Here is an 18,557-nt window from a genome sequence, read left to right as displayed (position 1 = left end):
CGGCGGACTCCTTCGTCCAGGTCATCGTTTAGGTACCCGATCCATGTTTGAAGATAATAACCAGAAACGTCCCCTCTACATCCCCTATGCCGGTCCGGCCCTGCTGGAGACCCCGCTGCTCAACAAGGGCAGCGCCTTCACCAGCGAAGAGCGCAGCAACTTCAACCTCGAAGGCTTGCTGCCCCAGAATATCGAGACCATCGAAGAGCAGGCCGAGCGCGCCTACCGCCAGTTCATGGCGTTTGGCAACGACATGGACAAGCACATCTATCTGCGCAACATCCAGGATACCAACGAGACGCTCTTCTACCGTCTGCTGCATAACCACCTGACTGAGATGCTGCCGGTCATCTATACCCCGACCGTGGGCAAGGCGTGCGAGGAGTTCTCCAACATCTACCGCCGCGCTCGTGGCCTGTTCATATCCTATCCGGACAAGGACAGGATCGATGATATGTTGCAGAACGCCACCAAACAGAACGTCAAGGTGATCGTGGTCACCGACGGCGAGCGCATCCTGGGTCTCGGCGATCAGGGCATCGGCGGCATGGGCATTCCCATCGGCAAGCTGTCGCTCTACACCGCCTGCGGCGGCATCTCCCCGGCTTACTGCCTGCCGGTGGTGCTGGATGTGGGCACCAACAACCAGCAGCTGCTGAATGACCCCTTCTACATGGGCTGGCGCAATCCGCGTATCTCGGGTGAAGAGTACGCCGAGTTCGTCGACGCCTTCATTCAGGCGGTCAAGCGCCGCTGGCCGGACATACTGCTGCAGTTTGAGGACTTCGCCCAGAACAACGCCATGCCGCTGCTCAACCGCTACAAGAACGAGCTCTGCTGCTTCAACGACGACATCCAGGGCACCGCCGCCGTGACGCTCGGCAGCCTCATCGCCGCCTGCAAGGCTTCCGGTGCCAAGCTCTCCGAGAAGCGGGTTGCCTTCCTTGGGGCGGGCAGCGCAGGTTGTGGCATCGCCGAGCAGATAGTGGCGCAGATGAAAGCTGAGGGGCTGACCGACGCCCAGGCCCGTGGCCGGGTCTTCATGGTGGACCGCTTCGGCCTCATCACCGACAAGATCCCCAACCAGCTCGACTTCCAGCGCCGTCTCTCCCAGCCGGTGGAGCGGATCAAAGACTGGCCGGTGGGGGACAACATCTCCCTGCTGGAGGTGATGGAGCACGGTCATCCGGACATCCTGATCGGCGTCTCCGGCCAGCCGGGGCTGTTTACCGAAGAGGTGGTGAAGACCATGCACAAGCACTGTGCCCGCCCCATCATTTTCCCGCTCTCCAACCCCACCTCGCGGGTAGAGGCGACACCGGCCGATTTGATCCGCTGGACCGACGGTCAGGCGCTGGTGGCCACCGGCAGCCCGTTTGCACCGGTGGAGCACAAGGGCAAGCGCTATGTCATCGCCCAGTGCAACAACTCCTTCATCTTCCCGGGGATTGGCCTTGGCGTTATCGCCTCCGGTGCCACCCGGGTGACCGACGCCATGCTGATGTCGGCCAGCCGCGCGCTGGCGGAGTGTTCACCGCTGGTGAAAGGGGAGGAGGGCTCCTTGCTGCCGGATCTGGCTGACATTCACAAGGTTTCCCGCTACATCGCCAAGATGGTGGCCAAGACCGCCATGCTGCAGGGCAAGGCGGTGCAGACCCCGGACGAGGTGATAGAGCAAGCCATCGAGGCCAACTTCTGGCGACCGGAATACCGCCGTTATCGCCGCACCTCCTTCTGATCTTCCGCTCAGAGGAAAAGCAAAAGGGATGCTTCGGCATCCCTTTTTTGTGCACCTTCACAGATTTCCCTGTCCGGTACCCCTTTCACACGTCTGGCTGCTATCTTCGTTGCTGGACGCGGCTTATTGCGCAGTTGGCTCTGCGACGGGCGCCTCGGTGGCACTTTGAGTGCCGGTGACCCTGACCTCTACCCGGCGATCCGGTCCCAGGCAGTCAATGAGTGCAGCCCTTGCCTTGATGGCATCACACTGAGTGCCGGTGACCGGGTTGCTCTCGCCATTGCCCTGAATGCTGACCTTGTCGGCGGGCAGGCCCTTGCCAATCAGGAAGTTGGCGACCGTACTTGCGCGAGCCTCCGACAGCGTCTGGTTGTTGGTATCCGAGCCGATACGGTCGGTGTAACCCATCACCACGGCGCTACCATCTTTGGGTTTGACGTCCATTATCTGCTGATAGAGCGACTCCAGCGCCTGCATCCCCTCCGGTTTGAGCTCTGCCTTGCCGAACGCAAACAATACATCCGAGCTCAGGTTGAAGGTTTGATCCACCGGCTCCGGAGCGGGCGGGGGCGGCGGGATGATCACAGGGGCTGCGACAGGCTCGACCGGTTTGCTGCGGTTGGGGTGGATCACCAGCTCCAGGGTGGCGGTGCTGATGTCGCTCACCCAGCGCTGGGTACCGCTGTTCAGTTTATCGTTGTCGGGATCGTCACCGACCCGGACCAGGTAGCGGTAGCGCGCCTGGATATCGACCCAGTCGTGCAGCTTGGCGGTCAGGCCAAGGCCGGCCAGCGGTGCCAGATTGTCGTCCCCGCCGTTGATGGACTTGACGTGATAGAGATAACCTCCCCCCTCGGCAAATACCGAGAAGATGTCGCCAAGGGGCAAGCGGCCTATCACTGACAGGGTGGCACCCTGGCTGCTGAAGTTGTTGCCCTGCACGTCCCAGTCACCGGTCGACAGGTAGCCAAGCTCTGCCCCCATGTTCTCGGTGAAGTTGTAGCCGCCAAACAAGGAGAGCGCGGTGGCGTCCTTGCTCGCATCCTTGCCAAAATCACCCAGATCGTGGGCGATGGCCCAGCCGCCACCAACCCCGGCATACCAGTCGTTGACCGGTGCAGCCTGTACCCCGGTGGTCGCCAATGCCAATGCAATCCAAACAGGTTTCACTCTTATGTTCATCGCGTATCCTCGTCGATGTCTGGTGTCGCAGGGCTCCAGCCCTGTTGTGTACAACCACCACTATTTATAGGCGATGCAGGGTTTTTAACCACTTAGGTGGTATCCAGGATCGCAATGCACGGGACAAGGTCACAAAATGGGGAGGGTGATCGGCGATCACAAAACAATAAAAAAGGAGGCCATCAGGCCTCCTTCATCTGCCACCAGAGTGACTTACTGTTTCACTTCCTGTACGCCGGTGACGCGCACTTCCACGCGACGATCCGGGGCCAGGCAGGCGATCAGCTGTGCCTTGGCCTTGATGCCGTTGCATTGAGTGCCGGTGACCGGGCTGGCTTCGCCACGACCTTCGATGGCGACCTTGCCGGCAGGCAGACCTTTGCCGACCAGGAAGTCGGCCACGGTGCGGGCGCGCGCTTCGGACAGCTTCTGGTTGTAGGCGTCAGAACCGATGCGGTCTGTGTAGCCGACGACCACGGCGCTGCCATCTTTCGGCTGCACGTCGACGATCTGCTGATACAGGGTATTCAACGCGGCAACCCCTTCCGGTTTCAGGGTGGATTTGCCAAAGGCAAACAGCACGTCCGAGCTCAAGGCGAAGTTTTTGTCGACGACCACGGGCTCAGGAACCGGCTCGGGCGCCGGTGCCGGGACAGGCGCAACATAAGAGGTGCGGTTCGGGTGCATTACCAGTTCCAGGGTGGCCACGCTCATGTTGGTTTCCCAGGTTTTCTGCTCATCACCCAGGTTCCACATATAGCGGTAGCGGGCTTGCACATCGATCAGGTCGGAGAGCTTGGCGGTCAGGCCCAGACCGGCCAGCGGCGCAGCGCCATTGTCGCTGCTGCCGTTGCCGTTGACGTGGTTGAAGTAGGCACCGCCTTCGGCAAACACGGAGAAGATGTCGTTCAGCGGCAGACGGGCAAGACCGGACAGGGTGGCACCCTGGGTCTTGAAGTCAACGCCATCGACGCCACCCTTGCCGGCGTAGAGGTAGCCCAGCTCGGCTCCGAAGTTTTCGGTGAAGTTGTAGCCGCCAAACAGGGAGAGCGCGGTGGCATCTTTGTCAGCGTCTTTGCCAAAGTCGTTCAGGTCGTGGCCATAAGCCCAACCTGCGCCGATACCTGTGTACCAGTCGTTGGCGGCCTGAGCGGTGGAAGTTCCCATGGCCGCAATGGCCAGAGCAATCAGGGTGGGTGCCATTTTCATTTTCATCGTTTTATCCTCGTTGAGTTTGCCGTGCTAGGGCGTACTGCGCACTCTTTCAGTTATACCGGTCGCAAATGACAATTCAGCTGCGACCTCCATGGTGAACCACGGTTGGCTTGAATGAAAAAAGAGACGGTTCCTGGATACTCATGAAGTCTTGGCCTCATGGACAACTAACCGGACAAAAAGCACTTTTAATAGTTCATCCAATACCTTACAAGCGGGGTTACTGTATTCTTTTGACTCGCTTTGATCAAGTTTCTGTACAGATATCCAGCGGTAGTGCGGGGTTGAGCGAAAAAGCGGGGCGTGTGGCGGGGCTGGTGCTTTGACAGAAAGTGTCGTGTCTTGTTGCGTTCACTGCCAAGCAATAGAACGCGGAAAAGCAAAAGGGGATGCCGTGGCATCCCCTTTTCGCATCATCTGAACAGAGTCAGATTATTGCTGAACTTCTTGTACGCCAGAGACGCGAACTTCTACGCGACGATCCGGAGCCAGGCAGGAGATCAGCTGAGCTTTAGCCTTGACGGCGTAGCACTTGGTGCCAGTAACCGGGTTGGCTTCGCCACGACCTTCTACTGCAACCTTGCTGGCAGCCATACCCTTGCTGACCAGGAAGTTGGCAACGGTACGGGCACGGGCTTCGGACAGCTTCTGGTTGTAAGCGTCGGAACCGATGCGGTCGGTGTAACCAACGACAACAGCGTTGCCATCTTTCGGCTGGAATTCAACGATTTGCTGATACAGACCGTTCAGGGCTGCAACGCCTTCCGGCTTCAGGCTGTCTTTGCCAAAGGCAAACAGCACGTCGGAGTTCAGGGCGAAGTTCTTCTCAACAACCTGCGGAGCAGGAGCCGGAGCTTCTTCAACAACCGGAGCCGGCGCCGGCGCTACGTAGGAAGAACGGAACGGGTGGTATACGGCTTCCAGGGTCGCAACGCTCTGGTTGGACTTGTAGCGTACGTCGTCAGGAGCGTCACCGGCGTGCAGGTCAGCCACGTCCCACATGTAGCGGTAGCGAGCTTGCAGATCCAGTGCGTCGTTGACCTTGTAGGTCACGCCCAGGCCAGCCAGCGGGGATACTTTGGTATCGCTGGTGCCCATGCCGTCGGTGTGAGCCCAGTAGGCGCCGCCTTCAGCGAAGGCAGAGAAGTCGCCGCCCAGCGGCAGACGAGCGATACCGGACAGGGTGGCACCCTGGTTTTCGTAACGGTTGCCATCGGTGTTGCCACGGCCAGCGTACTGGTAGCCGAATTCGGTACCGAAGTTTTCGGTGAAGTTGTAACCAACGAAGGCGTTGGCAGCAGCCGCGTCTTCTTCGCCAGTGTTCACGCCTTCGATCTTGTTCAGACCGTTGAAGTGGGCAGCACCGACACCGGCACCGAAGTAGATGTCGTCAGCGGCGTGAGCTGCAGTTGCGCCCATGGTAGCCATAGCGATGGCGATCAGGGAAGGAGCCATTTTCATCATAAAAAATCCTCGTTGAGATGGCACGTTGTTCACGTGCTTCGCACTTTTTAATTTATGTAAGCTGCAGGCTCTGCCGAACAACAGCGTTGAGTCTGGCAGGGATCCCGGTTCCATCCGGGAGGCACACATTCCTGGTGCACAAGCGAGCGGGCGGCAGCGTAAGCAATGCCTTCAACCCTTCACGAACAGCCGATGTCATTCCGATGACGTGGCGCACTCTATGCCGATTTCAAAACATGATCAAGCTCACACATAATCCATATGGCAAATTATGTCGTGTGGATAACTGGCTGTTTATCCAAATTAATTAGTGATCCAAATAGGCTCTGTGCAGCTTCTTTTCGAGTTTCATATAGGCCTGAACCCAGTCAGGTTGCGCCATGGAGGGAGATTCCCTCGCCTGGAACACCGCCAGATAATCGGCCTCGGTTGCTTCGCACAGTAAGGGTGTAAAACTGTGCAAAAAATGACGTGCAAGGTAAGGGTCGAGGGGCCAAATGTTGAGGATGGCCCTGGCCACAGGCTGAACCGCAGCTGAACAGCAAAAATGGAGGTGTCCCGCCTCCAGCCATTTGGCCATTTCGGCAAGCCCGCTGGCGGGGACCAGACCCCCGTCTCCCTGCTCGTTGGCAAGGGTAAGACGCTGGCCGTTACCGAGCAGCAAATACTCCTTTTCTTGTACGATGCCATCGTGGCTGCGCAGGGTCAGCCCTGTTACGGGTCGTTCCAGAAACAGGCTGATCTTGTCATCGAGCGCAGTCAAAATCGCTGCTGCTTGCTCATGCATGGTCGCAGGCACCCAGAAGGCTTCGGCGCGTGTCTGCTGGCCTTGCATCAATTGGCGGGTGAGTTCTGCGGGTGTTGAAACCGGGTGTAAACAGGAGATTATGCCGGGGAGCGCCATGAGTTCCTACTCTTTAGGGATAGCTGGCGGATTATACGAGTTATTCCTGCAGCAACAATAAAGGTTTCTTTTCGAGACTGTTTACCTGAGACGGTTGAGCGATTACCATCCCCGATGTTTGCAAGGGTTGTCGTCGAAAGACGCTGATTAAAGATAGAGGCTCGACCATAACGAGTCCGTTCAAAACTGATACACTTGACTACGAGTCGTCGCGAAAAATAAAGGTGGAGTCAATCCGCCGTACGGAGTATGGAACAATATGAATTCAAATATCGTAACTGTTGGTAAGAAGATCCGTCAGATCCGTGAAGCGGTCGGTCTGAGCCGTCCGAAGTTTGCCGATCTGCTGGGCGTTCCCCCGACCACCCTGAAGAACTATGAACTGGGTTATCGTGAAGTAGGTGGTGCCTTCCTGGTGGCACTGGCTCATCATCCGGAACTGCACAAGTTCACCCTCTGGCTGCTGGCTGACAAAAAAGTCGCCGAAATCGGCCAGATCGGTCCGGACGATATTGCCAAAGCTTGATTTGATTAAGCTTTGACAAAAATGCCGCCCTTGAGGCGGCATTTTTTATTCATCAAATAGCCGGTTCATTTAATTAAGTTTGGCTAATTGTGCTCTCACCAGCTCTTTTCACGAAAATACCTTGGCAAGCCGGATTAATCCTCAGAAAATTCCTGCCCTAAAATCAGGGTTATCCTTCGCATGATGCGCACAGTGAGACAAGCATGAGTCAAATCCTTCCCCAGGCCAGAGATGGCTTTACCAGTAAATTCGGTGTCCTTGCCGCCACCCTGGGTTCAGCCGTCGGGCTGGGCAATATCTGGAAATTTCCCTACCTGACGGGTGAGAACGGCGGCGCCGGTTTTCTGCTGGTCTATGTGATTGCCACCTTGCTGGTGGGGCTGCCGGTGATGATTTCCGAGATCATGCTGGGTCGCAAGGGCAAGGCCGATGCGGTGACCACTTTGAGCAAGCTGGGTCCCAAGGGGCAGCCTTGGTGGCTGATCGCCCTGATGGGGGTGCTTGCGGCCTTCCTTATCATGTCCTTCTATTCCGAAGTGGCGGCCTGGGTGTTTGCCTATATCTTCAAGGCCATCAGCGGCGAGATACTGTCGACCGACCCTGCGGTCACGGGGGCGGCCTTCAATGCGCTCATCACCAACCCGCTGCAGAGCCTGCTCTGGCAATGGCTGGTGCTGGCGCTGATGGGGGGCATATTGCTGATGGGGGTTTCCAAGGGGATCGAGGCGGTCACCAAGAAGCTGATGCCGGTGCTCTTCATCCTGTTGCTGGTGATCGGCATCCGCAGCCTGACCCTGCCTGGGGCAAGCCAGGGTCTGCATTTTCTGTTTTCGCCGGACTTTTCCAAGATCACCGCCGGGGTGGTGCTGACCGCCATGGGGCTGGCCTTCTTCAAGCTCTCCATCGGCATGGGCTGCATGATGACCTATGGCAGCTATTTCCGGGATGATCAGAACATTCCGCTGACCACCTTCCGGGTGATGTGCGCCGATCTGTTCGTCTCCATGCTGGCGGGGATCGCCATCTTCCCGGCCGTGTTTGCGTTCGGGTTCGAGCCCTCGGCAGGCCCCTCCCTGCTGTTCATCACCATTCCTGCGGTGTTTGCCAGCATACCGTTCGGTCACCTGTTCATGGTGCTGTTCTTCGTGCTCTCCGCCATCGCGGCCACAGGTGCCATGCTCTCCATTCTGGAAGTGCCGGTCTCCGTGGTGTCCGAGCGTTTCCACATGAGCCGTCCCAAGGCCACCCTGCTCAACCTGCTGGTGCTGGGTGCCGTCGGCTCGACTTGTGCGCTCTCCAACAGCTCGCTGGCTGATGTGCAGATCGCCGGCAAGACCTTCTTCGACCTGTTCGACTTCGTCTCTTCCAATGTATTGATGCCCCTTGGCGGCATCTTCCTCTGCCTGTTCGTGGGCTGGGTGTGGGGCTTCGAGCGGATGAAGGAGGCACTGACCAATGGTGGCGAACTGGAGCTGGCCATCCTCAAGCCGCTGTTCTTTATCATCCGTTATGTGTCGCCGTTGCTGATCCTGGTCGTGATGCTCAAGGGGCTGGCGCTATTCTGATGGCTTGCCCGCCGCAAGAAAGCAAAAAGAGCGCCGTTGGCGCTCTTTTTTTATGGGCTCGTCAGGTTGGTACCTGGCGTCATATCAAGCCGAGGCGGGAAAGCTCCTCTTTGAGCTGCTCCACGTTGCGCTCGACGCAGGCCTCTCCCTCGTTGATGGCATCTCCTGCCCGGTGGAAATCCATGATGGAGAAACTGCCAAGGCGCGGGCAGAGCTGGATCTCGGGGGGATCCCCCGCCATCCGGGCACGGGTGATGCGCTCCTGCATGATGTTGATGGAGCCGGTCATCACGCTCCACATGCCGGGTGTGTTGGGGCCCTCACCGCGGTTGAACCACTGACTGAAGCGGTTGCCGCTGACGGGTTCGTCCGGTTCGTCCGGTTCGTCGGTCCAGGGCTGGTGCATGTCGGCGTTGAGGTTGACGGCGATCACCACCTCGGCACCCATGGCGCGGGCCAGCGAGATGGGCACCGGGTTGACTACGGCGCCATCCACCAGCCAGCGATCCTCGACCAGGGTGGGGGTCAGGATGCCCGGCATGCCACAGGAGGCGCGCACACATTGACGCAGCGGCCCCTGTTGCAACCAGATCTCGCGACCGGTATCGAGCTCGGTGGCAACGCAGGCGAAGGGCAGAGGCAGACTCTCGATGGCGGGATCGCCGAGGTGACTGGCAGCGATGCCGAACACCTTCTCACCGCGAAACAGGCCGCCGGAGAGGGCGGGATCGAGCAGGCCGACCACCTGCAAGCGGCTGAAACCGCGTACCCAGGACTCCAGCTTGTCCAGCTCGCCCGAGGCATAGGCGGCGCCGACGAAGCTGCCGATGGAGCAACCTGCCACCAGATCCGGTTTGACGCCGAGCCGCTCCAGCGCCCGTATGATGCCGATGTGCGCCCATCCTCGGGCTGCGCCACTGCCCAGAGCCAATCCCACACGGGGTTTTCGTGACACTTTGTCTCTCCTGAGGTGAGTGAGGCGTTCAGCTTACCTTGTGTTTTTTGCGCCGTCATCCTGCCAGCGCTCGCTGCGATTGCGGCCGTTGGCCTTGGCTCGATAGAGTGCCACATCGGCTTGGCGGATTGCCTCTTGCAACTGCGCCTCGGGGGCGCAGTGGTGATAGCCCAAGCTGACGGTGACCGCCAGGGTCGGCGCTATCTCTTCCCACGGATGGTGTGCTATCTGCAGGCGCAACCTTTCGGCCAGTTGATCCAGTGGTTCGGATCCCTTGGCGACCAGCAACAGAAACTCCTCGCCCCCCCAACGGATCAGGGCATCTTCCCGTCTAAGCTGCCGCTGGCACAGCTCGACCAGCCGGATCAGCACTTGATCACCCACCTCGTGGCCAAAGCGGTCATTGACCAGTTTGAAGTGATCGCAATCGAACATGATTACCCCGACCCCAGAGGCCCTGGCATGTTGATGCGTGCGTTCAAACTCGTCGAAATAGTGGCGATTGAAGGCTCCGGTCAGGGCATCGTGGCGGGAGAGGTAGTCCAGCTGTCGGTTCAGGCTGCGGGATCTGAGGCTGGAGAGGGTCGCCAGCACCATGCAGAGGATGGCGATCAGGGTGGGTGCAGATTGCCAGAACAGTGCCTGCAGTAACGACAACAGGGGGATGCGGTGGATCAGGGTGAGGGGCGTATCCGGAATGGCATGGGTGAACTGAAAGACCCCTTGCCGCCATTGGTAGCTATCCCGTTCGGTGCGGTCGCTGGGGTTAAATTCTCCCTCTTGGCCGCTGCGCGCCAGGATCTGCTGGTGCTGATTGATTAAAAAGAGAGTCCCGGCCTCGGGAACGGGATCACGCAGCAGCAGATTGAGTCGCGAGAGCAGCACATCAATGCTGATGACCCCAACCAGCTGCTGATCTTTCACTATGGGTTGTGACAGGGAGATCATCCGGCCTGCGCCGGCAAAGTCCTCGTAGGGACGCGATACGATGGCATGCTGGTTGGGATTCGGTTGCTTCAGGACATCCTGCCAGTAGGACTTCTGGTAGATGGCTCGCTGGAAGCGGAACTTGCTGGAGTGGACCCAGGGATAGAGGTAGACAAAGTCATCCACTCCGGTGAAATAGATCCAGGCAATCTTGTCTCCCAGCAGCTTGCTGGCGGTGGAAAGCAGAGGCGAAAGGCTTAGCGCCAGATGCAGGCGGGCTTCCCGCGTGCTGTTCGGGGACGGCAGTGGTCCCTGTCCGGTCAGATTGCCACTGAGTCCTCTGGGCAGGTTGGCAGGCACCCGATCCAGCGAGAATCCCGTCTCTGGATCATCTTGCAGAGCACGATAAAGTTGGTGAGTCAGTGCCGACTGCGGGTTGCTGCGCAGTCGCTCCTCGGCCTGGCCGCGCATGGCCTCGAGAAAGGTCTCCATCTGCTGAAACTGGGATCGCAAGCGGGCGGCCGTGCTGAGGGTGTTGCTTTCGTAGAGCTCGGTGACTTGCTTCAGGGTCAGCTGGAGGGTGAGTGCCAGCAGGAGGGTGACGACGGCGCAGAGCAGCCATTGAAGACGGTACTTAACAAAATGGGCGCAGGGTGCAGGCATAGGCGGGCCGAGTCTGTGCTGGTTCTGCTCGCCAGTGTAGGGCAGAACGCTGAACGGTGTCTGCTGCCGATGCAATTTCGGTGATCTTTCGTCACTTCCGTTACGTTTTGTCACATTTATACATAGTCGCGGCATAGTCAGGGGGTAACATAGCGACCATCATTGATGAAGTGTCCCCTTTTTTTTCTCTTAATTTCATGGATTGCTTGATGAAAATGCGTATGTGGCTGTCGATCGCCTGCCTCTCCCTGCTGATGTTGGGTGTCTGGTATTACCGTAACAACGAACCCGCCCACAAACCTCAGCCCCGACAGATCAATATCAGGGCGCAAACGGTCAAGCAGGGCTTGGCCGAGCCTTCCATCAAGCTGGTGAGCAAATTGGCCGCCAATCGTTCCGTGGTGATAAGCCCCGAGGTGACAGGCCGCATCGTCAAGATCGCGGTGCGCTCCGGTCAGCAGGTCAAGCGGGGTGACACCCTGATCGCACTGGATGCGGGCAAGCAGCTGGCGGAGCTGGCCGAACAGAGCGCCAGCATGCGCGACGAGGCACGCAAGCTGCGGGACATGCGTCGGCTGGTGGCTCGCGGTGCCATCACCACCTCCGAGCTGGAAGGGCAGGAGGCCATCGTCGCCCAGACCCAGGCCCGCGCCGATGCCGCCAAATACGAGTTGTCACTGCGCACCCTGCAAGCCCCGTTCGACGGTTCCGTCAGCCTCATCGACTTGAGTGAAGGCGCCTTGGTCAACAGTGGCGATACCCTGCTGCATCTCGATGAGCTGGCCAAGCTGCGGCTCGATCTGGCGGTGCCGGAGCGCTATCTTTCCCTGCTGCGCCCCGGCATGGCGGTGACGGCAACCAGTTCGGCTTGGCCGGATCAATCTTTCCGTGGCGTGCTGGAGACGTTGGACAGCCGCATCTCCAACGATACCCAGAACATCAAGGCCCGCGTCATTATCCCCAATCCCGATGGTCAGCTGCGCCCTGGCATGCTGCTCAATGTGGAACTCTCCCTGCCACCCCAGAAGATGACGCTGATCCCCGTTCAGTCGGTGGAGTATGTCGGCGAGCAGCGTTTCGTCTACCGTCTCGAGCCCGATGGCCGGGTGACGCGGGTGCCCGTGGTGTTGGGGGATACCCATGGCGAGGAGGTGTGGGTCACTGAGGGGCTGAAGGTCGGCGATCGCATCGCGGTCGAGGGGCTGGTCAATCTGCGTGACGGCGCCAGCGTAAACGATCTGGCAGAGGTCAAAGGCTGATGTGGCTCTCCGATATGTCTGTGCGCCGCCCCTTGGTGGCGGTGGTAGTGAGCGCCCTGTTGACCGTCTTTGGTCTGGTGGCTTTCAGCAAGCTGACGGTACGGGAGATGCCGGATGTGCAGACGCCATCCGTCTCCATCACCACCACCTATGAGGGGGCGGCGCCTGCCGTCATGGAGAGTCAGGTCACCAAACCCATCGAGGACCAGCTCTCCGGTATCAGCGGCATCAAGAACATCAACTCGGTGACCCGCAAGGGGCGATCCGTCATCACGGTGGAGTTCAAACTCGGCTGGAACATGGTGGAGGGAACGTCGGATGTGCGTGACGCCATCTCCCGCGCCCGTCCCAAGTTGCCGGAAGAGGTGGACGAACCCATGGTCACCAAGGACAACGGCAACGGTGATGTGGCGGTCTGGCTCAACTTCAGCAGTACCCAGATGGACCGTACCGCCATGACGGACTACGCCAACCGCGTACTGGTCGATCCTTTGAGCTTGGTGGACGGGGTGAGCGAGATCTCCCTCTCCGGCGATCTGACCCGGGTGATGTATGTACGGCTGCGCCCCGCCGACATGGCGGCCCGCGGCATCTCGGTGGCGGACGTGCAGGATGCCCTCAAGCGGGAGAACATAGAGCTGCCGGGCGGGGAGATCCGTAACAACAGCATGACCATGGCGGTACAGATAGCCCGTCTCTATCACACGGCCGCCGATTTTCAGGCCTTGCAGGTACGTACCGCCGACAACGGCCAGAGCATCTATCTGGCGGATATCGCCGACGTGGAGGTGGGGGCCAAGAACGAAGACAGTGCCTACCAGCGCAATGGTCGCGAAAGTCTGGGGATAGGCATAGTGGCGCAGTCCACCGCCAACCCCCTGGCGGTGGCGCAGGGGGTCGAGCGCAAGATGGCCGAGATGCAGCGCTTCCTGCCTGAGGGGGCCACCCTCGAGATCGATTACGACTCCACCATCTTCATCAAGCAGGCCATCAACGAGGTGTACGAAACGCTGGCCATCTGCGCCGTGCTGGTGGTGGCCGTGCTCTATCTGTTCCTGGGGCAGGGGCGAACCACCCTGATCCCGGCCATCACAGTGCCTGTGTCACTCATCTCGGCCTTCATCGGCGCCTGGTATTTCGGCTTTTCCATCAACCTCATCACCTTGCTGGCGCTCATTCTCGCCATCGGCCTGGTGGTGGATGACGCCATCGTCGTGGTGGAGAACATCCACCACCATCTGCAACGGGGAGAACCCCCACTGATGGCCGCCTGGCACGGCACCCGCGAGGTGGGCTTTGCCGTGGTGGCAACTACAGCCGTGCTGGTGATGGTGTTCGTGCCCATCGCCTTCATGGATGGCATGGTGGGAAGGCTCTTTACCGAGTTTGCCATCCTGTTGTCGCTCGCCGTGCTCTTCTCCTCCCTGGTGGCGTTGACCCTGACCCCGGCCATGGGTTCCTGGCTGATGCGTTCCATCGACAAGCCCAATGTATTGACGGCGGCACTCGATCGCGGCCTTGGTTGGGTAGAGAAGCACTATCGCGATCTGCTGGGCTGGGTGTTGCGCCGCTCGGCCTGGACCCCGCTGGTACTGCTGCTCTGCCTTGGCGGGATCGGCGCCTTGTTTGGCCAGTTGCCCGCCAGTCTGACCCCGAACGAGGACAGAGGCGTACTCTACGTGTTTGTCAAAGGGGCCGAGGGCACCAGTATCGAGCGGATGAAGCGCAACATGCAGCAGGTGGAGGCGGCCATCATGCCGCTGCTGGGCAAGGGGGTGGTGCAGGCCATGAGTTTCAGCACCCCGGCCTTTGGTCGTGGCGGTGATCAGACCGGCATGGTGATCATTCAGCTGACTGATTGGGCTGCGCGAGACGAGACGGCGGCCGAGTTCGGCAAGTCCCTGAGCGGGCGGTTGGCCGGTATTCCCGATGTGATGCTCCGCACCTTCCAACCGGGCTTTCACGGTGGCTCCAACGCGGCGGTCCAGTTCGTGCTGCAGGGTTCCGATTATGCCGAACTCTATCAGCGGGGGCTGGCGTTGAAAGAAGCGGCGGCCCAAAGCGGCCTGATGGCGACACCGGATCTCGATTACGCCGAGAAAACCCCCGAGTTGCAGGTGACCATCGAGCGGGATCGCGCCAATCAACTCGGCATTCCCGTGTCGACCGTGGCCGGCTCGCTGCAGGCACTGCTCGGCGGCGTCAGCGAGACCACCTATGTGGACAGGGGCGAAGAGTATGACGTCTATCTGCGCGCCAATCAGCATGACTTCAACGGGATTTCGGATCTCAGCCGCATCTACCTCAAGGCTGCCAGTGGCGAGATGGTGAGCCTCTCCACCCTGGCGACGGTCACCCAGGTGGCGAGTCCGCAGCGGCTCAATCACTACCAGCGGCAGAAGGCGGTGACCCTCACCGCCGATCTGGCGCCGGGCCATACCCTGGGCGAGGCGCTGGATTACCTCGACGGCTGGGCCGATACCAATTTGCCGAGTGGCATGACGGTGGATTATGCCGGCGAGTCCAAGGACTATCGCGACAATCAGGGCGAGATGGTGATGGTATTCGCGCTGGCCCTGCTGGTGGTCTATCTGGTGCTGGTGGCCCAGTTCGAGAGCCTGCTGACCCCGGCGGTGGTGATGGTGACTGTGCCACTCGGCATCTTCGGCGGGCTGCTCGGACTCTGGCTGACGGGGCAGGAGATGAGCATCTACAGCCAGATCGGCATGATCATGCTGATCGGCATGGTGACCAAGAACGGCATCCTGATCGTGGAGTTCATCAACCAGCTGCGCCAGCGTGGTGTGGCCTTTGATGACGCCATCATCGCCGGCTCGGTGCGCCGTCTGCGCCCGATCCTGATGACCTCGCTCACCGCCATCATAGGGGCCGTGCCGCTGATGGTCTCCATGGGGGCGGGTTACGAAAGCCGGATGGCGGTGGGCACTGTGGTGTTCTTCGGTCTTTCATTGGCAACCCTGGTGACTCTGGTGATGGTGCCTGCCATCTATCACCTGCTGGCCAAGCGTGCCGGCATGACGGGGGAACGGGATCTGATGGTGGACGAGGCACTGGCCGCGCCGCCGGTGAGCATCGTCGAGGACAAACCGGCCGCCTGATACCTTCACCCATATAGGTGCAAGGCGTAAAAGCAGATGGCGCCTCCCGGGCGGCCGGTTAATATATGGCCAACTAACGTCGAGGTGAGCTATGTTGCCATCTGCTATCTATGAGCCGCTGCCCTTTGCCTATATGGGCAGCGGTTTGCTGTTGTTGGGGATTGCCGATCATCCGGGCCTGTTGTTGGCCGGTCTGGCATTTTATCTGGCCGGCGCTTTGGCCTGGTTCAGACGCAGTGCCTACCGTCGCCCCGACAAGGGAATGGCGCGAAAGCAGGGCTGGCCGCTCTGGCTCTACGAGAGCCGCCCATTCGCACTGATCCTGCTGGGCTTGCTGATGCTGCGCCTCGCGACCCACCCCATCTTCCTGGCGCCGGCCCTGGTCTGGTGTCTGCTCGGGGGGTATCAGCTGCTGCAGCGCCACTACAGCCGTATCGTACTGGCCCGCGTGCTGGCCTGATCCCGTTCAACCCGCGTTATTGAGGCGAGCCCGTCACTGGCTCGCCTTTTCCTCGTGCTCTGTGGGGGCAAAAAGCCATCGCCCCCGCTTCGCTCTGCCGGTATAATGCGCGACCCGAATTGTTCCAGGTGTTCAAAATGCAGCCGGTTACCCACCTTTTCTCCTATCCCCGCTACTGGGCCGAGTGCTACGGCACTGCGCCCTTCCTGCCCATGTCCCGCAAGGAGATGGACAAGCTCGGCTGGGACAGCTGCGACATCGTCCTGGTGACCGGTGACGCCTATGTGGATCACCCGAGCTTCGGCATGGCGGTCATAGGCCGCATGCTGGAATCCCAGGGCTTTCGGGTCGGCATCATAGCCCAGCCGGACTGGTCATCTAAGGATGACTTCATGCGCCTGGGCAAACCCAACCTCTTCTACGGGGTGACCGCGGGCAACATGGACTCCATGATCAACCGCTACACCTCCGACAAGAAGCTGCGCCACGACGACGCCTACACCCCGGGGGATGTGGGCGGCAAGCGGCCCGATCGCGCCACTCTGGTCTATACCCAGCGCTGCAAGGAGGCCTTCAAGGAGGTGCCTGTGGTCATCGGCGGCATAGAGGCGTCCCTGCGCCGCATCGCCCACTACGACTACTGGTCCGAGACCATACGCCGTTCCATCCTGCTGGACGCCAAGGCCGACATCCTTATCTACGGCAACGCCGAGCGGCCGCTGATCGAGGTGGCGCACCGCATCGCCAACGGCGAGACCATGGAGACCATGCAGGACATTCGCGGCACCGCCGTGATCCGCAAGGAGCCGCTGCCCGAGTGGCGCGGGGTGGATTCGAGCAAGCTGGATCAGATCGGCCGCATCGATCCCATCATGAACCCCTATATGGAAGGGGCGCCCTGCTCGGATGACGAAGGCACGGCGCCGGTGGAGCAGGAGGCCAAGCCCGTGCTGGTGCAGCCGCCCAAGCAGAAGCCGTGGGAGAAGACCTACGTCAAGTTGCCGGCGTTCGAGCGGGTCAAAGAGGACAAGGTGCTCTACGCCCATGCGTCGCGCATCCTGCACCACGAGACCAACCCGGGCTGCGCCCGCGCGCTCTCCCAGGCTCACGGCGATCGCATCATCTGGGTCAACCCGCCCGCCTTCCCGCTGGAAACCGACGAGATGGATGGCGTGTTCGGCCTGCCTTATCAGCGGGTGCCGCACCCGGCCTATGGCAAGGAGAAGATCCCGGCCTACGAGATGATCAAGACCTCGGTCAACATCATGCGTGGCTGCTTCGGGGGCTGCTCCTTCTGCTCCATCACCGAGCACGAGGGGCGTATCATCCAGAGCCGCTCGGAAGAGTCGATCATCAAAGAAATCGAAGAGATCCGCGACAAGGTGCCTGGCTTTACCGGCGTCATCTCGGATCTCGGCGGCCCCACCGCCAACATGTACAAGCTGCGCTGCAAGAGCCCCAAGGCCGAGCAGACCTGCCGCCGCGCCTCCTGTGTCTGGCCGACCATATGCCCGCACATGGACACCGACCATACCCCGACCATCGACCTCTATCGCAAGGCGCGGGATGTGAAGGGCATCAAGAAAATCCTGATCGCCTCCGGGGTGCGTTACGACATAGCGGTGGAAGATCCGCGCTATATCAGGGAGCTGGCCAAGTACCATGTCGGCGGCTATCTGAAGATCGCACCGGAGCACACCGAGGAGGGCCCGCTCTCCAAGATGATGAAGCCGGGGATGGGCAGCTACTACAGCTTCAAGGAGCTGTTCGACAAGTATTCCAAAGAGGCGGGCAAGCAGCAGTACCTGATCCCCTACTTCATCTCGGCCCACCCGGGCACCACGGATGAAGACATGGTGAACATGGCGCTCTGGGTCAAGACCAACAGCTTCAAGCTGGATCAAGTGCAGAACTTCTACCCGTCGCCGCTCGCCAACGCCACCACCATGTATTACACCGAGAAAAACCCGCTCAACAAGGTGAGCCGCCAGGGTGGGGACGTGTTCGTGGTGAAAGGGGAGCGCCGCCGTCGCCTGCACAAGGCGCTGCTGCGCTACCACGATCCGGCCGGCTGGCCCATGATCCGCGAAGCCTTGCTGGAAATGGGCAAGGGTCACCTGATCGGCAACGGCCCCAACTGCCTGGTGCCGCCGGAAGGGCGCGGCGAGGCGGTGGCCTCGCGCAGCATCAACAAGGGGCTGAAACCGGCCCTGACCCGCCACAGCAATATCGTTCATCAGCGTGGCAATGGCGCTGGCAACAAGGCTGCTGGCGGTAAGGGCGCAGTGGCTGCCGCCTCGCAAGGCAAGGCTCGTAACGACACCCCTGCCGCCAGCAAGGGCGGCAAGGCGGGCAATGGCAAGCCAGTAGGCTCCCAGCTCCCTAAAGGGGCGGGCGGCAACGGCAAGCCAGCTTCCCAAGGCGCAGGTCAGGGCAAACCGGCCGGGAAACCCGCCCATAAGGGTAAGGCCCCGACCCGCGCTGGCTCTGCCAAACCCGCCACTCAGGGCGGCAAGCCTGCGGCCAAAGGGAATGGCGCCAAGCGACCGGCTCGGTGAGTTTTCCTGATTGGAAATCGAT

The 18,557-nt window shown here is 60.3% G+C and carries 13 protein-coding genes; 7 read left to right on the top strand and 6 right to left on the bottom strand.

Going from position 1 to position 18,557, the window contains the following annotated elements:
* The first annotated feature begins 43 nt into the window (after window positions 1-43).
* On the top strand, window positions 44-1,738 hold the full coding sequence (locus ACW5XD_RS13175; protein WP_456495273.1) for an NAD-dependent malic enzyme: 1,695 nt from the start codon (window positions 44-46) through the stop codon (window positions 1,736-1,738).
* Between the two features lie 123 nt (window positions 1,739-1,861).
* Here ACW5XD_RS13175 and ACW5XD_RS13170 read toward each other — a convergent pair whose 3' ends face one another.
* The 4 genes from ACW5XD_RS13170 to ACW5XD_RS13155 form a co-directional block, all read right to left on the bottom strand.
* Window positions 1,862-2,920: an OmpA family protein gene (locus ACW5XD_RS13170; RefSeq protein ID WP_456495272.1), complete on the bottom strand. Its 1,059-nt coding sequence runs from the start codon at window positions 2,918-2,920 to the stop codon at window positions 1,862-1,864.
* Between the two features lie 213 nt (window positions 2,921-3,133).
* Window positions 3,134-4,135 (bottom strand): porin OmpA, encoded by a 1,002-nt coding sequence (gene ompA, locus ACW5XD_RS13165; protein ID WP_456495271.1) that lies wholly within the window; start codon window positions 4,133-4,135, stop codon window positions 3,134-3,136.
* A 432-nt stretch (window positions 4,136-4,567) separates the two neighbouring features.
* Window positions 4,568-5,599, bottom strand: a complete 1,032-nt coding sequence (locus ACW5XD_RS13160) for an OmpA family protein (RefSeq protein ID WP_456495270.1) — start codon at window positions 5,597-5,599, stop codon at window positions 4,568-4,570.
* 307 nt (window positions 5,600-5,906) lie between these two features.
* Entirely contained in the window at window positions 5,907-6,503 is a 597-nt protein-coding gene (locus tag ACW5XD_RS13155; RefSeq protein ID WP_456495269.1) for a hypothetical protein, read from the bottom strand.
* A 259-nt stretch (window positions 6,504-6,762) separates the two neighbouring features.
* Here ACW5XD_RS13155 and ACW5XD_RS13150 point away from each other — a divergent pair, with 259 nt between their 5' ends.
* Together ACW5XD_RS13150 and ACW5XD_RS13145 are read left to right on the top strand one after the other, a co-directional pair.
* Complete coding sequence (locus tag ACW5XD_RS13150) at window positions 6,763-7,029, top strand: helix-turn-helix domain-containing protein (RefSeq protein WP_005298604.1); 267 nt, start codon at window positions 6,763-6,765, stop codon at window positions 7,027-7,029.
* Window positions 7,030-7,232: 203 nt separating this feature from the next.
* Window positions 7,233-8,594 carry a sodium-dependent transporter gene (locus ACW5XD_RS13145; protein ID WP_456495268.1) on the top strand — a complete coding sequence of 454 codons (1,362 nt, stop codon included), beginning with the start codon at window positions 7,233-7,235 and terminating at the stop codon, window positions 8,592-8,594.
* A gap of 79 nt (window positions 8,595-8,673) precedes the next feature.
* On the opposite strand, the gene rssA is transcribed toward ACW5XD_RS13145, so the two are convergent.
* The gene (gene rssA / locus ACW5XD_RS13140; protein WP_456495267.1) at window positions 8,674-9,549 is read right to left on the bottom strand and encodes a patatin-like phospholipase RssA; all 876 of its coding nucleotides are present in this window, start codon (window positions 9,547-9,549) and stop codon (window positions 8,674-8,676) included.
* A gap of 33 nt (window positions 9,550-9,582) precedes the next feature.
* Window positions 9,583-11,139, bottom strand: a complete 1,557-nt coding sequence (locus tag ACW5XD_RS13135) for a sensor domain-containing diguanylate cyclase (RefSeq protein WP_456495330.1) — start codon at window positions 11,137-11,139, stop codon at window positions 9,583-9,585.
* A gap of 209 nt (window positions 11,140-11,348) precedes the next feature.
* Here ACW5XD_RS13135 and ACW5XD_RS13130 point away from each other — a divergent pair, with 209 nt between their 5' ends.
* The 4 genes from ACW5XD_RS13130 (at window position 11,349) to ACW5XD_RS13115 (ending at window position 18,535) form a co-directional block, all read left to right on the top strand.
* On the top strand, window positions 11,349-12,398 hold the full coding sequence (locus tag ACW5XD_RS13130) for an efflux RND transporter periplasmic adaptor subunit (RefSeq protein WP_456495266.1): 1,050 nt from the start codon (window positions 11,349-11,351) through the stop codon (window positions 12,396-12,398).
* Entirely contained in the window at window positions 12,398-15,517 is a 3,120-nt protein-coding gene (locus tag ACW5XD_RS13125; RefSeq protein ID WP_456495265.1) for an efflux RND transporter permease subunit, read from the top strand. The genes ACW5XD_RS13130 and ACW5XD_RS13125 overlap by 1 nt, the downstream gene beginning before the upstream one ends.
* Window positions 15,518-15,608: 91 nt before the next feature.
* Complete coding sequence (locus ACW5XD_RS13120; protein WP_456495264.1) at window positions 15,609-15,977, top strand: hypothetical protein; 369 nt, start codon at window positions 15,609-15,611, stop codon at window positions 15,975-15,977.
* Between the two features lie 137 nt (window positions 15,978-16,114).
* A complete protein-coding gene (locus tag ACW5XD_RS13115) occupies window positions 16,115-18,535 on the top strand; it encodes a YgiQ family radical SAM protein (protein ID WP_456495263.1) in 2,421 nt (806 codons plus the stop codon).
* Window positions 18,536-18,557: the final 22 nt, after the last annotated feature.

This window comes from Aeromonas enterica, from assembly GCF_054052465.1.
The sequence above is the reverse complement of the archived record's forward strand: the minus strand, read 5'-3'. Positions and strand labels throughout refer to the sequence as shown.